This window comes from Herbiconiux liukaitaii (assembly GCF_041927495.1).
GTDB lineage: Bacteria > Actinomycetota > Actinomycetes > Actinomycetales > Microbacteriaceae > Herbiconiux > Herbiconiux liukaitaii.
Genome location: NZ_JBHFHG010000004.1, coordinates 1 through 14983, shown reverse-complemented (window position 1 = coordinate 14983; position 14983 = coordinate 1). Strand labels below are relative to the sequence as shown.

At 70.8% G+C, this 14983-nt stretch carries 7 protein-coding genes; all 7 read right to left on the bottom strand.

What is annotated here, in order from left to right:
* Position 1: 1 nt before the first annotated feature.
* Positions 2–865 (bottom strand): PP2C family protein-serine/threonine phosphatase, encoded by an 864-nt coding sequence (locus tag ACEXQC_RS07730; protein WP_374820161.1) that lies wholly within the window; start codon positions 863–865, stop codon positions 2–4.
* Positions 862–2163, bottom strand: coding sequence for an RDD family protein (locus tag ACEXQC_RS07725; RefSeq protein ID WP_374820159.1), 1302 nt, complete (start codon positions 2161–2163; stop codon positions 862–864). The genes ACEXQC_RS07730 and ACEXQC_RS07725 overlap by 4 nt, the downstream gene beginning before the upstream one ends.
* Complete coding sequence (locus ACEXQC_RS07720) at positions 2160–4619, bottom strand: transglutaminase TgpA family protein (RefSeq protein ID WP_374820158.1); 2460 nt, start codon at positions 4617–4619, stop codon at positions 2160–2162. Before ACEXQC_RS07720 ends, ACEXQC_RS07725 begins: the two co-directional genes overlap by 4 nt.
* Positions 4619–6025, bottom strand: a complete 1407-nt coding sequence (locus ACEXQC_RS07715) for a DUF58 domain-containing protein (protein ID WP_374820156.1) — start codon at positions 6023–6025, stop codon at positions 4619–4621. Before ACEXQC_RS07715 ends, ACEXQC_RS07720 begins: the two co-directional genes overlap by 1 nt.
* The gene (locus tag ACEXQC_RS07710; protein ID WP_374820154.1) at positions 6022–6996 is read right to left on the bottom strand and encodes an AAA family ATPase; all 975 of its coding nucleotides are present in this window, start codon (positions 6994–6996) and stop codon (positions 6022–6024) included. Before ACEXQC_RS07710 ends, ACEXQC_RS07715 begins: the two co-directional genes overlap by 4 nt.
* Positions 6997–7030: 34 nt before the next feature.
* A complete protein-coding gene (locus ACEXQC_RS07705; RefSeq protein WP_374820152.1) occupies positions 7031–13111 on the bottom strand; it encodes an Ig-like domain-containing protein in 6081 nt (2026 codons plus the stop codon).
* A 220-nt stretch (positions 13112–13331) separates the two neighbouring features.
* Positions 13332–14983: fibronectin type III domain-containing protein (locus ACEXQC_RS07700; protein WP_374820150.1), on the bottom strand; the 1652-nt coding region annotated here is incomplete at its 5' end.

Sequence of the window (14983 nt, the reverse complement as noted above, 5' to 3'; positions counted from 1 at the left end):
GTCAGTTCCTTCCGCCGACTTCGACGGGGCCGCGGGGGATGGTGTCCTCACTGCGCCCCTCTGTCTGGTGATCGTCGTGCCGGTTCGACTGCCTGCGATCGGCCGTCTCGCGGTCCCAGGCGTCGATCACCACGGCCGTGAGGTTGTCGCGCCCGCCGCGCAGGATGCCCTCGTGCACGAGCCGGGTCGCCGCATCCTGGGCCGACTGCTCGCTCTGCAGGATGCGGCCGATGAGCTCGTCGTCGAGCTCGCCGGAGACGCCGTCGGAGCAGACCAGCATGCGGTCGCCCGCCTCCACCGGCACGAGCCAGTAGTCGGGTTCGAACTCCCCGCCGGCGCCGAGCGCGCGGGTGATGACGTTGCGGCCGGGGTGCGTGGCGGCCGAGGCGCGGTCGAGCTCGCCCACGTCGAGCAGCTCCTGCACCACCGAGTGGTCGACACTGATCTGCTCGAGCTCGCCCGCGGCGAGCCGGTAGGTGCGGGAGTCGCCGAGGTTGAAGACGAGCCAGTAGGCGCTGCCGTCGTTCTCGGCCACGGCGACGCCGGAGACCGTGGTGCCGGCGCGGCGCTTGCCGGAAGAGGCGAGCGACGCGATCGCGGCGTGAGCGCTCCTGAAGGCGGTGCGGATGTCGGTCGGGGCCAGGAAGGCGGGCCCGGTGAGCGCGGCGAAGGCGTCGACCGCGAGGGCGCTGGCCACCTCGCCCGCCTCGTGCCCGCCCATGCCGTCGGCCACGAGGAAGACGGGGGAGACGGCCAGGTAGGAGTCCTCATTGGCGCGCCGCCGCAGGCCGGTGTGGGTCGAACTGCCCACCTCGAGTCTCAGCTCGGCCGTGGGCACGCCCTGTCCGGATGCAGGATCTGTCATGCTCCAGTCTCCACCGAGAAGAGCCTCGTGCCCACCCGCACGCGGTCGCCCGGCACGACGGTGAGCCGTTCGCCCGGCTCCAGCGGGTACTCCACGCCGTCGGCCCGCACGAGGGCGGAGCCGTTGGTGGAGCCGCGGTCGCTCACCCAGACCGCGCCGGAGTCGACGCCGAACTCGAGGTGGGTCTTCGACACCGAGAGGGTGTCTCCGCTGAGGGCGATGAGCACGTCGCTCGGGTCGCCGCCCGGCGCCACGGGGTCGCGGCCGAGGGCGCCGTGCCGGATGATCGGCACGACCTCGCCGGTGTCGAGCCGGAAGACCGTCACGCCCGAGGTCGAGGGCGGCCGCACGGAGTCGGTGAGCCGGGTGCTCTCGAAGTCGTCGGCCGCGGCCTGCGCCGGCGTGATGGCGGGGGCGAAGCCGGGCACCGAGGCGATCGGCTCGGCGAGGGGAGGCAGCGGCGCAGCGGCGCGCGGCGCGTAGTCGACCTCGGGCAGCGCGGGGGCGGCGGCCGAGGGGGCGGGGGCGGGGGCCGCCGGTGCCGCGGCGGGCTCCCGTTCGGCCGGTGACGTGTAGGCGCCGTCGTCGAGCAGCAGCTGCCCGGGGCGGGCCTTGAGCGGATTGGGCCCGGCCTTGATGTCGATCACCCAGGTGCGTGCCACCTTGTCCTGCCATCCGCGCATGCGCTTCTCGCCGTCCCAGAGGGGCGAGAGGTACACGACGTACTGGCCGACGGCGAACACGAGGGCTCCCGCCGCCACCACGAGGTTGCGGAGCAGCATCCAGCCGATCCCGGGCTTGCCGAGCTTCGCCACGTTCACGATCCTGAGGCCCATGATGAGCTTGCCGAGCGAGAAGCCGGCGAACGCCTGCAGCAGCAGGTTCGCGACCGGGTAGAGCAGAGCGGGCAGGAGCAGCAGCACGGCGCTCAGCCCGTTGGCCGAGAAGGTGCTGCCGTCGGTCTCCACCTGGATGATGCCGAGCGCGGTGAGCGGCAGAGTGATGATCAGCCAGAGCGCGGTGCCGAACACGCCGTCGAGCAGGAACGCCACGAGACGCCGCCCGAACCCGCTCGGGATGATGTCGCCGTAGCGGATGGGAGGCGCGGCCGGCTCCGGTCGCCAGCCGTCCATCGGCCGACCGCTGGAGTCCACCATGGCCGCTTGACCGGGCACCTGGCCGAGGGCGGCCGACTGGCTGCGCATCGACGAGGGGGTGCCGCAGACCAGGCAGAACTGGGCGCTGCGGGGCACGGGCGAGCCGCACTGCACGCACGGGTACGACGTGGCATCCGTCATGATCGACCTCCTCGGTCCTCGGGCAGTGGGCGGTCTACAGGCAAGGCGCGCCCCCGGCGGTGCCGCCGGAAGAACGATCGCACCGACCACGCGGCGAGGAATCTCTTCCACGCCGAGCGCGACTTGCGCATGGTGGCCACCACGGAGTCGACCTCGGTCCAGTACTGCTCGACCTCCTCCTCGGAGGGGTCGCCCGGCCCGAAGACGCTGCCGTCGGCCCGGGTGGCGACCGCCACCACACCGGCCTCCGGATACGCGGTGGCGAGGGCGGAGGCGTTGTCGCGCCTCGTCGCCCCGCTCGGCACGGGAGTGCCGAGATCCCCGGCCCTGTCGACGATCTCGTCCCAGCCGCCGCTCACCCGGTCGGCGGGCCGCTCGGCCAGCCGGCGCTTCTTGCGGCGGCGGAGCTTGAGCAGCACGATCACGAGCAGCGGGGTGAAGATCACGATGAGCAGCGCGAGCAGGCTGCCCGCGACGAGGAAGACGGGCAGGAAGTCGAAGCCCTCCTCCTGCACCTCCTCCTGGTCGGTGTCCTCGGTGCGGATGTCCGGCGGCAGCTCCGCGGGCTCCTGCGGCGGGGGCGGCGGCTGCAGCACCTGGGCCTTGGGATCGGACTTCGGCTGGGGAGCCTCCTCGAGCGGCACCTGGTCCTCGGGCGGCGTGGGGTCGAAGCGCACCCAGCCCGCGCCCTCGAAGGGCACCTCCACCCAGGCGTGCAGCTGGTCGCCCGTGATCTCGTAGGTCGAGTCCTCACCCGTGTAGTCGTCGGGGTAGAAGCCCATCACCACGCGGGCGGGCATGCCCATCGAGCGCACCATGAGGGCCATCGCCACGGCGTACTGCTCGTCGTCGCCGATCATCTGCTCGGCGTCGAGGAGCGAGGCGATGCGCTCGGCGCCGTGGCCGGCCCGCGAGACGGCCTCGCCCTCGAGGCCGTGGCTGAAGAAGCCGTTCTGGCTGAGGTTCGAGGCGATGTTGCGCACCTGCTCGATGGGTGTCTCCGCATCCCCGAGGTACTCGGAGGCGAGCGAGGCCACCACGTCGGGCACTCCCGTGGCGCGCGGCATCGTGACGTCGTCGATGTCGCGGCTCGAGAGCTGCTCGTCGTTGAAGGTGGGGGGCAGCACGGCGTCCATGGCGTAGGTGTCGCCCTCGGTCACGCCCTCGGTGTTGAGGGCCACACCGGTGGCGGCGTTGTAGTGCAGGGTGCTCTTGAGGCTCTCGGCGCGGTCTCCCGTGAAGGTGAACGAGTCGAGGTAGCCCGCATCGGGCAGCCACACGCCGTCGAGGCCCGTCATGGTGAACTCGAGCTCGGCCGGCTCGCCCTGCACGTCGTTCGCGATCTCGTTGCTCACCCGCACGAAGGTGCCCGATCCGCCCGAGCCGTCACCGGCCACGTTGTAGACGATGCCGTCGTAGTTGTCGAGGGTCGCGAGGCGGATGCGCGCGTCGTCCGGCAGGCCCTTGACCGTGAAGAGCGACTCCTCCTTGAAGTCGCGCACGTAGGTGCGGTAGCCCACGAGCGGGCTCGCGTAGTCGTGCAGGTCGAGCGGGGGCTCGATCTGGTCGCGGATGACCTCGCGCGCCGAGGCGGGCACGAGGATGCCGCCGGTCACGAAGCCCAGGCCGAGGGCCGTCACCACGAGGCCGGCGCCGAGGGCGAGACGCGTGTTGCGCAGCTTCTTGGCGGTCTCGGCATCGACGCTGGTGGAGCCCTCCACACCGGCCATGCCGGCGGCCGAGGTGCCCATCGCGACGTTCGAGCGCGCCTCCTGGCGCCGCCAGGCCGCCCAGGTGAGGGCGAGGCCCGCGAAGACGAGACCCTGCAGGGCGGGGAACGCGGCCTCGCGGGTGCCGAAGGCGATGGCCGTCACGAAGAGCGCGACGGCGGGCAGGAGCGCCCAGGGCGCAGGTGCCCGCTTGAGGCGCAGCGCGAAGCTCGTGGCGAGCACGGCCATGACGAGCGAGGTGAGGAAGGGCACCACGAGGGTGCCGTCGAACTCGCCGACGGGCGTCACGAGGGTGAGCACGTCCTTCCACGAGAACACGACGCCGAGCACGATGGTGCGGATGGTCTCGAAGGTGGGCACGACGCCGAAGATCGTGGTGCCTGGGGCGGCGAGCGGACCGGCGAAGAGCAGGTAGACCACCATGGTGACGGCGGTCACGATGATGATGTTCCACGACAGCCGCCATCCGGCGAACCCGATGCCGATGCCGAGCAGGATGCCGCCGATTCCGGCCACGAGGTAGCCGACTCCGCCGAAGGCGGGGCCGAAACCGAGCACGGAGACGATGAGCAGCACCGCGATGACGGCGGCGTCGATGGCCATCGACCAGGTGGGCCTGGCCGAGGCCGGGCGCGGCGGGAAGAGCGGCGTGGGAGCCTTCGGTCGATCGTCCGATCGCCGGCTCATGGGCTGGCCGGCGGGCTGGTTCAGGGGTCGGTTCGTCATCAGCTGTTCGCCCTCCGGAGTGCGAGCGGGAAGTCGGAGAGGTCGCCCACGGTGAGCAGGCTCATCTCGCCGATCTGGCGCAGCGAGAGGCGTGCACCAGGGCGGCACGAGACGGCGAGCACGCGCACGCCGAGCGGAACGTGCACCGAGGAGGCCTGAAGCTGGGCGGGGGTCACGGTGCTGCCGAACACGAAGAACGCCACGGAGGCGTCGGGCACCGAGGAGCCGACGGTCTTGGCGAGCTGCACGATCGACTCGCGCCGATCCGTCTGCTCCACCGCCGAGAGCTCGTCGAGCAGGCGCCGCCCGGTCTCGGCGAGCAGCGTGCCGCGCTGGGTGAGCACGGTGAGGTCGAACTCCTCGCGCAGCGCCTGCACACCGAGCGAGCCGCACACCGAGACGGCGAGCTCGAACTCGCCGGAGAAGGTCTCGTCGTCGCCCGCGGCCACGCCGTAGTCGGAGCGGTTGGTCGAGAGGCCGATGGCGAGGTGCGAGCGGCGCGTCTCCTCGAACTGGCGCACCATGAGCTTGCCCGTGCGCGCAGAGGTCTTCCAGTGGATGTACCGGCGGTCATCGCCCGGCACGTACTCGCGGAGGGCGTGGAACGACACGTCGTTGTCGCTCAGCACGCGGCTCTCGATGCCCTCGAGGTCGCGCAGGAAGCCCGAGGACGATCCGCCGAGCGAGACCGTCCTGGGGTGCACGAAGAGGTCGCGCGGGTCGGTCCAGCGGATCTCCCGGCGCAGCAGGCCGAGCGGATCGCCCCGCACCGAACGCACGGGCCCCACGGAGATGACCGAGCGGCGGTGGGTGGGGATCCCGAAGAGGTCGTCGTGCTCGGCCTGCGGGGCGAGGCGGGGCAGGTGGAACGACGCGAACGAGGAGCCGACGGGCAGCTCGATGCGGGCGGGCAGCAGCGTGCGGGTGGAGGTGTTGGTCACGGCGATGCGGCCCACGGCGCGCTCGCCGACCACCACGCGGTTGAGCGCCAGGTCGAGCTTCACGGCGTAGGCGGAGCGGCCGATGGCGAAGCCCACGGCGATCAGGAGAGCCGCGAGCAGCACGAAGCCCACGATGAGCAGCTCGCGCCAGCCCAGGATCGAGCCGGCGACGATCGAGGCGATCGTGGCGGCGAGCACCGACCAGCCGAAGCCGGAGACGGTCGTGATCACGGGCCCGAGAACACGCCAGACGGCGCGCAGCACGGGGCCGACGTGCTGCACGAGCCACGGCCTGGCGGTCTCGCGCACCCAGATCACGGGCCGGGAGCCGCCCACGGCGGTCGCGCCGCCGCGCAGGCGCCCTGGCGCGCGCGACGAACGCCGCTCGGCGCGCCCACGCTCCTCACGGCCCTGCCCTCGTCGGCTCTCCTGCGCTCGTCGCGCTGCTGCCCGCCCCTCACTCATGCAGCGGGTTGCCTCGACTGGGGTGCGGCCACGTCGGCGAGCACACGGGCCAGCACGCCCTCGGCGGAGGCGCCGGAGAACTCGGCCTCGGCATCGAGCACGAAGCGGTGGGTCCAGACCGGGCCCGCGAGGTCGCGGATGTCGTCGGGCAGCACGTAGTGCCGGCCCTGAGCGGCGGCCCAGACCTTGGAGGCGCGGATGAGCGCCATGGCGCCGCGCACCGAGACGCCGAGTCGCGACTCGGGAGCCGAGCGGGTCTCCTCGGCGAGCTGCGCGGTGTAGCGCAGGATGGCGGGGTCGACGTGCACAGTGGAGGCGAGGTCGGCCATGTCGGCGACGGCCGACGTGGTGATCACGGGTGTGAGGGTCGACGACGGGTTGCGGTTGGCCGAGCCGGCGAGGATCTTCTCGGCCGAGGCGAGGTCGGGGTAGCCGATCGTGGTCTTGATGAGGAAGCGGTCTAGCTGAGCCTCGGGGAGGCGGTAGGTGCCGGCCTGCTCGATGGGGTTCTGTGTGGCGATCACGAGGAACGGGCGGCCCACCTCGTGGGCGACGCCGTCGACCGAGACGCGCGACTCCTCCATGACCTCGAGCAGCGCCGACTGGGTCTTGGGGCTCGCCCGGTTGATCTCGTCGGCCAGCACGATCGACGCGAAGATCGGGCCCTTGTGGAAGTCGAACTTGTGGGTGTCCTGGTCGTAGATCGTCACGCCCGTGACATCCGAGGGCAGCAGGTCCGGGGTGAACTGGATGCGCTGATGGGTGCCCTGCACCGTGGCGGCGATGGCCTTCGCGAGGCTTGTCTTGCCCGTTCCCGGTGCGTCCTCGAGCAGCACGTGGCCTTCGGAGATCATCGCCATCAGGGTGAGGCGGATGACGTGCTCCTTGCCGAGGACGGCCAGGCCGACGTTCTGCACGAGGCGGTCGAAGGTGCCGGCGAACCAGGTCGCCTGCTCGGGGGTCATGGTCATCGAAGATCCTTTTCGTGGGAGGTCGGGAGGGGGGTCACCAGGTCACGCGATTCGACTCGAACGTGCCGTCGGGGCCGGAGGCCACAGCCCACACCTGGTTGCCCGGGTAGCCCCAGACTCCCCTGGTGGTGGACGCGTTGCCGTTGCCGTCGGTGGTGATCGTGTAGGTCAGCCAGTTGCGGCTGTCGCGGTCCGAACGGTAGTTGATGGTGTACGTCGCGTTGGGCGCACCGCTGTTGATCGACAGGTTCACGCCGCGGCAGGTGGACGACGTGCAGGTGTCGATGGTCTGCGGTGGCCCCTTGGAGACGCTCACGGTCGTGTTGATCGGCTCGGGATCGGTCCTGGCGGAGGTGCTCTTCTCGGTGCCGGGGATCACGGCGCCCGCCGCATCGAGCATGCGCACCGAAACGCCGCGCTCTTCGCTGTAGCCCATGCCCGCCACGGAGTCGCGACCGGACTGCATGCCGCGGTTGACCCAGCCCTGGCCGTCGACCTTCGTCTGGAGCACGTAGTCGCGGCCGTTGCGGGCCGGTGCGTCCCACGAGTAGGAGATCGATCGATCCCCTCCGTTGGCGGTGATGTTCGGGGTGCCGTACGCACCCGCCGGTGTGAGTCCGCCGATCGAGTTGCTCCGCGGGCTCGGGTAGGTGGAGCCGTCGGCCGACGACACGGCCTGGAGCACGACCGAGTATGTTCCGTTGTTCGGTGCGTTCAGCACGTTGTCGGCCGGGATGTTCTCCCATCCGCGCCCGATGTCGTACTGGTACACCGTCTCACCCGCGCGTGCGCCGTTCGTGGCGCCGGGCGACCAGCTGATCGTGATGGTGTTGTCACCCGCCACCGCCGAGGCCAGAGTCGGCGCGCCGGGTGGCGTGAAGGCCCGGCGCGGGCTCGACGGTGGGGAGTCCGCTCCTCGACCCGCCTTGTTCACGCCCGCGACGGTGAACGTGTAATCGGTCTCCGAGTTCGCCACGGCGATCGTGAGCGAGGTGGACTCGCCACCGACCTCGCGCACCTCTCCCGTGTTGAGGGTCACGATGTACTTGCTGATCGCGTCGCCGTTGGCGGCGGGCGCGGCCCAGGCGACGTTCATCTGCGTCTGGTCACCGACGGAGTCCACACGCGACGTGGTGGGGGCGCCTGGTGCGTCGGGGGCGCGGGCGGGGATCTCGAAGGCGGACCAGGCGCTGAACTCGCTGGGTTCGGGGGCGCGGTTGACGGCTTGCACGCGCACTTGGTAGGCGGTGCCGTTGGCGAGGCCCTCCCAGGTGAGGGTGTTGCCGGTGACGTTGTAGCGGGAGGCTGCTCCGCGGTCGGGCGCGGGGGAGATCTCGAGGTTGAAGGACTGCACGGCCGAACCGGGGGTGGGGGGTGTGACCCAGGTCACGGCGAGGCTCTCGTCGCCGAACACGAGGGTCGGGGGCTGCGGCTGGTCGGGGCGGGCGTCGGGGCGTGCCGGGCCGGAGGAGGGTGAGGGGTCGGAGGTGCCGACGGAGTTGGTGGCGGTCACGGTGAAGTAGTACTCGACGTCGTTGGTGAGGCCGCTGAGGGTGCACGTGGTGGAGGCGCACTGCTGGGTGAAGCCGTTCTGGCTGGTCACGGTGTAGCCGGTGATCTCGGCGCCGTTGTTGACCGGTGGGGTCCAGGAGAGCACGACCGTGCGGTCCTGGATGCTCGTCACCGTCGGGGTCGCCGGTGTGCCGGGGCGGCCCTGCACGGTGAGGCGGATGCGGCCTTCCGCGGCCCTCTCGGCGTCACCCGTCGCGTCCTGCACGGTGTACCGCACCACCATGGTGCCCACGAAGTCCGCGGCCGGGGTGACGGAGACCTCGGATCCGGAGGCCGACGCTGTGCCGTTGCCCGTCTCCACGACGGTCTCGGTGATCGTCAGGGGGGTCTCGGGGAACGGGTTGTAGTCGTTCGCGAGCACGGGCACCGAGACGGTCTCGCCCTGGTTGGCCTGCGGCACGACGTCGTCCGTGGCCGAGGGCGGGTTGCGCGTGGTGGAGAGCACGTTGACCGTGACGGTGCCGCGCACGGGAAGGTTCACTCCGTCGGAGACGTCGATCTGCACCGCGGAGGCGGTGCGGGGTGCGTCGGCCGCAGCGGTCACCACGAGGGTCGCGCCGTCGATACGGGCGGAGACGCCCTCTCCGTCGGTGCCCGCGAGCTCGAAGGTGAGTGCCTCGAGCTCTCCCTCGTCCGGGTCCTGCGAGTTGGCGCGCAGGTCGACGGTGCCCTCGCCGTCGCCGGCGGCCACGTCGACGGAGGCGCCCACGAAGGTGGGGGGCGTGTTGTAGTCGGAGGCGACCTCGATGGGGATGACGATCATCGACTTCTTGCCCGCGGGGTCGTCGGGGCCGGTGCCGTCGGTCACCTCGAAGCTGAGGGCGTCCGGACCGTCGTAGCGCTCCTTCGGGGTGTAGCTCAGGGTGTTCTCGTCGACCAGGAGCTCTGCGCCGTTCGACATGGCCGCGCGCACGGTGGCGGCCTCGGTGATGCGGGCGGTCTTGCCCGCGGCCACGAGCACGTAGTCCTCGAGCTCCACGGTGGCGGTCTCGCCGTCGTTCACGAGGATCGGCTCGATGCCGGGTCGGAGCACCGGACCCATCTCGTCGATGCCGGGCACGTAGACGAACGCCGAGGCGCTCTGGCCGTCCTGGTCGGTGACCGTGTAGGTGATGATCTGCGAGATGGGCAGCAGCTCCACCCGCACGAGGCCGTCGCCGATGGCCGAGGCCGTGGCGTTCGGCGCGGTGGCCGGCACCGAGACGGTCAGCTCCTCGATGATGCCGTCGGGGTCGTCGTCGTTGGCCCGCACGTCCATGTCCACGTAGGGCCGGTCGAGGGCGTCGGAGGTGGGGATCGAGTCGTCGCGCGCGATCGGACTCGCGAGAGGCGCATCCGGGCTCACCGACAGCAGGAGGCTGCCGACGCCGGTCGCACCCCAGCGGTCGACGATCGTGTACAGGATCGTGTAGTCGCCCGGTTGCGTCGGCGCCGTCACCATGACCCGGCCGCCCACCACGGAGGCCTCGATGCCCTCGGGCACCTCGAGCCCGTTCTCGCGGATGGCGATGGGATCGCCGTCGGGATCGGTGTCGTTCGACATGACGTCGACCGCGAGGGTGCGGCCCGGCCGGGCGGCGGCGAGATCCTTGACGGCGAACGGCGGCTGGTTCGATTCGCTCGCGGGGATGATCCCGACGAGCGCGGTCGCCGTGGCCGAGGCCCCCAGCTTGTCGCGCACCTCGTAGGTGAAGGTGTCGGTGCCGACCGACGACGGGTAGGCCTCGTAGACGAGCCAGGCCTCGCCCACCTCGGTGATCCGCCCCTTCGCGGGAGCCGAGTCCTGCCCGATGAGGCGTACCGAGTCGCCGTCGGGGTCGATGCCGTCGAGCGAGACGGGGATGCGCACGCTCGTGCCCTGGAGGGCGCGGATGGTCACGTCCTCGGGCCGGGGAGGTGAGTTCGTGCCCGCATCCGGGGCCACGATGCGGATCGTGATGTAGCCGGCGTCCTTCTGGCCCTGCGAGTCGACGACCTCGTAGGTGGCGTAGACGGTCTTGGCCTCGGTGCCGGCCTTGAAGCGCACGACGTCCTCGGCCACGAAGATCTCGCCGTCGAGGGGGTCGAGCACGGGCTCGATGAGTGTCGGCGACAGGGTGATGGTGTCGCCGTTCGGGTGGTAGTCGTTGGCCAGCACGGGGATGGTGGCCACGTCACCGGCGCGCACGGTCACGCTGTCGTCCACCGACACCGGAGGCAGGAGCTGCTCGGGAGCGGGGATCGGGGTGATGAACACCTCGCCGCGGGCGGAGGCCGCTCCGTTGGAGACGGTGTAGTTGATGGTGATCGGGCTCACCAGACCGCGATCGGTGATGCGCAGGATCTCGTGCTCGAGCACCTCGACCGTGACCGGCACGTCGGTGGGGACCTGCACGGACTGCACGGCGAGGATGCCGCCGTCGGGGTCGGTGTCGTTGGCGAGCACGTTGACCAGGGTGGAGCGCCCGGTCGGCAGCTGCGCCGTGTCGCGCACGGGGATGGGGGTCGCCTCGGTGTCGTCGGGCACCACCACGTCGATGCGCACGAGCCCCTCGGCCGTCTTGGGGCCGTCGGAGATGAGGTACTGCACGTAGTACTGGCCCGCGTTGGCGGCCGTGAAATCGAAGATGCCGGTGGTGTAGTCAGCCTCGATGACCCCGCCGGGCGTCTCGTTCACCTTCGCCAGTCGCAGAGGGGCGCCGGAGGGGCTGAGGTCGTTCTCGAGCGGGGCGACGGTCACGCGCTCGCCCACCGAGGTCACCACGAGGTCGATGTTCGTGGTGGGCGCGAGGGATCCGGCGTCGCGCGCCTGGAAGCGGATGGTGCTCTCGGATTCGCTCCGGCCGTCGGACACGATGACGGTGACGTCCTTCGGACCGGTGTCGGTGTTGATGCTCGTGAACGTGATCTCGCCGTCGGGCCGGTACTGCACCTGGTCCTCGGTGCCGGTGGAGGCGCCCACCACGTAGAGGTCGTCGCCGTCGGGGTCGATCATGTCGGGCAGGATGTTGTGCCGCACGGTCGCGCCCACCTCGGTGAGCACATCGGAGACGCGCTTCTGGTCGGGCTGGGTGTTCTGGCTCTCCGGCCGCACGGTCAGCGACACGACCGCGGTGTCGGTGCCGCCGCGGCCGTCGTCGGCCGTGTAGCTGAAGCGGCCGGTGCCCTCGGCGTCGGCGGAGACCACGATCTGGAGGGCGGCTCCGTTGAGGATGCGCTGCACCTCGCCGATCACGGGTTGGCCGCCGTCGAGGGTGGCGGTGAGCACGTCGCCGTCGGGGTCGATGTCGTTGTCGAGCACGGGGAGGATCACGGTGCGGCCGGCGCGCACACCGAAGTCGTCGTCGACGGCCTCGGGCGGGGTGTTCTCCTCGGTGCGGTCCGGGAGGAGCACCTGGAGCTCTTCCTCGGTGGAGTCCTCCTCCTCCTCGGAGTCGGACTCTTCGGGAGGGGGCGCGATGTCGTCCCAGTTGTCGACCTTCTTCATGTCCTGGTTCACCAGGTACACGACTCCGGTCGAGAGGTCGTTGAGCACGATGACGTCGCGGTTCACGCGGAACCGCAGGTCGGCGTTGGCGGCGAGGCCGTCGATCTTCTGCTCGATGTCGTTGGCGTCGCCGGAGCAGTCGCGCAGGTAGTCTCCGGATCCGGCCCAGGCCGCATACGCGCATCCGTTGAGGAACGCCGGTGCCGCGGGCTCGCCCGGCTCACCCGTGGTCTGCACGATGGTGGCCTCACCGCCGTCGAGCGGCTGGCGGATGAGGGCCGTGGCGGAGGCGATGAGCACGTCGCTCGAGGCGGGGCCCGCATCCTGCAGCACGCCGCCCTCGGCCTCGGGGATGTCGGCCTCGATGCCGCCGGGAAGGTGCACGGTGCCGGAGGAGGAATCGAAGAGCACGGGCTGGTCGCCCACGGCGGTGAGTGCGAGCGGTGTGCCCTCGTCGATCTCCGGCAGTGCCGCCGCCACGGGCTCCTCGGGCAGTGCGCCGGTCTCGTCGAGCGCGAAGGTGAGGATGGCGTTCTCGGAGGAGGAGAGCGCGTGGATGTTGCCGTCGACGTCGGTCACGACAGCCGATCCGGCGCCGAGCGAGGCCAGCGGCTCCTCGGGATCGATCACGAACGAGCCGGCCTGGGAGGCGGGGCTCGCGTAGAGGGATCCGGTCTCGCGGTCGAGCAGCGAGACCGTCGGACCGCCGAGCGAGACCGACGACTCCGGGGGGAGGTTGACGGGCGTCTCGAGCGCGACGGTCATGGGGTTCACAGGAGTGAGGGTGGCGCCTGAGCTGTCGAGGAGAAGCACGGTGCTGCCCTGCTGCAGCACATCGAACTCGGTCGAGCCGGTGCGGAGGCCACCGTCGATCACCTGAGCGGGGTAGTTGAGGTGGCCGAGCAGCAGGCCGGAGGGCTTCGTGACCCACACGCCGCCGTCGTTGAGCTCCACATCGGCTGTCTCCACGCCCTCGTAGACGAAGGCCATGGTGGCGACCGCGACCGACAGACCCACGACGACGGCGACGGATGCGCTGGTCGCCTTGCGTCGTCGAATGGCCTCGAACAGCCTCACGGGTCCTCGAATCGTCGGATCAAGCAAGTGGTGAGGGTAAGGCTGAGCGGGATCGTCCGGGTGGGGCTCCGTGGATCGTCGGCGCACCCCTTCGGGTGAGGTGTGCCCCGCACGAGGGTTATTCAAGCACGGTTGTCGGACCCCACCAAAACCGGATGGCCCTCTGACTAGGGGGAGTTCTCCCCATTGTCAGCACACGTTCATGTGCGCCGGGGCCGCCTCATCGACGAGCTTGCGCCTGCACTCCGTCACACGTGATCTTGGCCGCCTGACTTTCGAGGTTGTATGCGGTTCCCGGAGTGTCTTCCGACCACCAGAGGGTCTCCTTGCCGCCGTTCCGCGGCACGGACTCGTTGTACGCGCCATCCTGCCATTGGCAAGTGACGTTGCCGCTGCCGGTCCAGTCCTCGGTGGTGATGTAGAGGCGGTAGCAGTTCTTCACGGAGCCGGAACCCACATCCGCGCTGCTGCAGGCACGGCCGCGGGAGACGAACACCTTGGGCTGGGGTGGGTTGCCGCTGTCGGCGAAGTCCGTGTTCGACGAGGTCTGGCCCGCTGCATCAGTGACGTTGACCTGGATGGTGTGACGCTCGTTGTAGGCATCCCCCACCTCCCTGGAGCCGGCCCCCTCGTTCGAGACGACGTTGCCGTCGATGATCACCTCGAACGACTGGGCCCGTCCGTTGCCGGCGGGGGGAGACCAGCTGAGCGTGACCGATTTGGCGTTGCCGGTCGCGTTCACGACGGGCTGTCCGAGCGGGCCGTAGGGGTTGGCGGGGTTCGAGGTGGCGCTCGCACCCGGCTGCACGCCCTCGACGGTCGAGACGCCCCAGACGTCGATCGTGTAGTCGGTGCCGTTGCCGAGGCCGCCGATCTGGCCGCCGCCCTCGGGGATGCTGCCCGTGGCGCCGGTCTGGTTGACGCGGTAGCGGTAGCTCACCTCGCCCGCGCGACTGCCGTTGGTGGCCCCGGCGGTGAAGGCCACCGCGAGGGTGCCGCTCGCGCCGGTGGGCGAGGCCGAGACGCCCGTGGGCGCCGAGGGTGGGATGGCGGCGCGGCGCCCTGCCGACTCGGCACTGAACGCACCGTCGCCGGCCTTGTTGTGGCCTGAGACCCGGAAGGAGTAGTCGGTCTCGTTGACCTCGACCGAGACGTTCGCGCTTGTGCCCGTGACCTGCTGCGAGTTCACGACCGCTCCACCGCGGAGGGTCTCGAGCGTGTAGTAGCCGATCGGGTCTCCGTTGGCGGCCGGAGCTGCCCACGAGACGCTGATCTGCGCCTGGCTGCCGACCGGGGTGGCGGGCGTGGTGGTCGGGGCGCCTGGTGCGTCGGGGGCGCGGGCGGGGATCTCGAAGGCGGACCAGGCGCTGAATTCGCTGGGTTCGGGGGCGCGGTTGACGGCTTGCACGCGCACTTGGTAGGCGGTGCCGTTGGCGAGGCCCTCCCAGGTGAGGGTGTTGCCGGTGACGTTGTAGCGGGAGGCTGCTCCGCGGTCGGGCGCGGGGGAGATCTCGAGGTTGAAGGACTGCACGGCCGAACCGGGGGTGGGGGGTGTGACCCAGGTCACGGCGAGGCTCTCGTCGCCGAACACGAGGGTCGGGGGCTGCGGCTGGTCGGGGCGGGCGTCGGGGCGTGCCGGGCCGGAGGAGGGTGAGGGGTCGGAGGTGCCGACGGAGTTGGTGGCGGTCACGGTGAAGTAGTACTCGACGTCGTTGGTGAGGCCGCTGAGGGTGCACGTGGTGGAGGCGCACTGCTGGGTGAAGCCGTTCTGGCTGGTCACGGTGTAGCCGGTGATCTCGGCGCCGTTGTTGACCGGTGGGGTCCAGGAGAGCACGACCGTGCGGTCCTGGATGCTCGTCACCGTCGGGGTCG

What these genes read in the sequence shown, in the direction of transcription:
- ACEXQC_RS07730 (WP_374820161.1), bottom strand. Translation starts at nt 865, where the DNA reads ATGACAGATCCTGCATCCGGACAGGGCGTGCCCACGGCCGAGCTGAGA.
- ACEXQC_RS07715 (WP_374820156.1), bottom strand. Translation starts at nt 6,025, where the DNA reads ATGAGTGAGGGGCGGGCAGCAGCGCGACGAGCGCAGGAGAGCCGACGA.
- ACEXQC_RS07725 (WP_374820159.1), bottom strand. Translation starts at nt 2,163, where the DNA reads ATGACGGATGCCACGTCGTACCCGTGCGTGCAGTGCGGCTCGCCCGTG.
- ACEXQC_RS07710 (WP_374820154.1), bottom strand. Translation starts at nt 6,996, where the DNA reads ATGACCATGACCCCCGAGCAGGCGACCTGGTTCGCCGGCACCTTCGAC.
- ACEXQC_RS07720 (WP_374820158.1), bottom strand. Translation starts at nt 4,619, where the DNA reads ATGACGAACCGACCCCTGAACCAGCCCGCCGGCCAGCCCATGAGCCGG.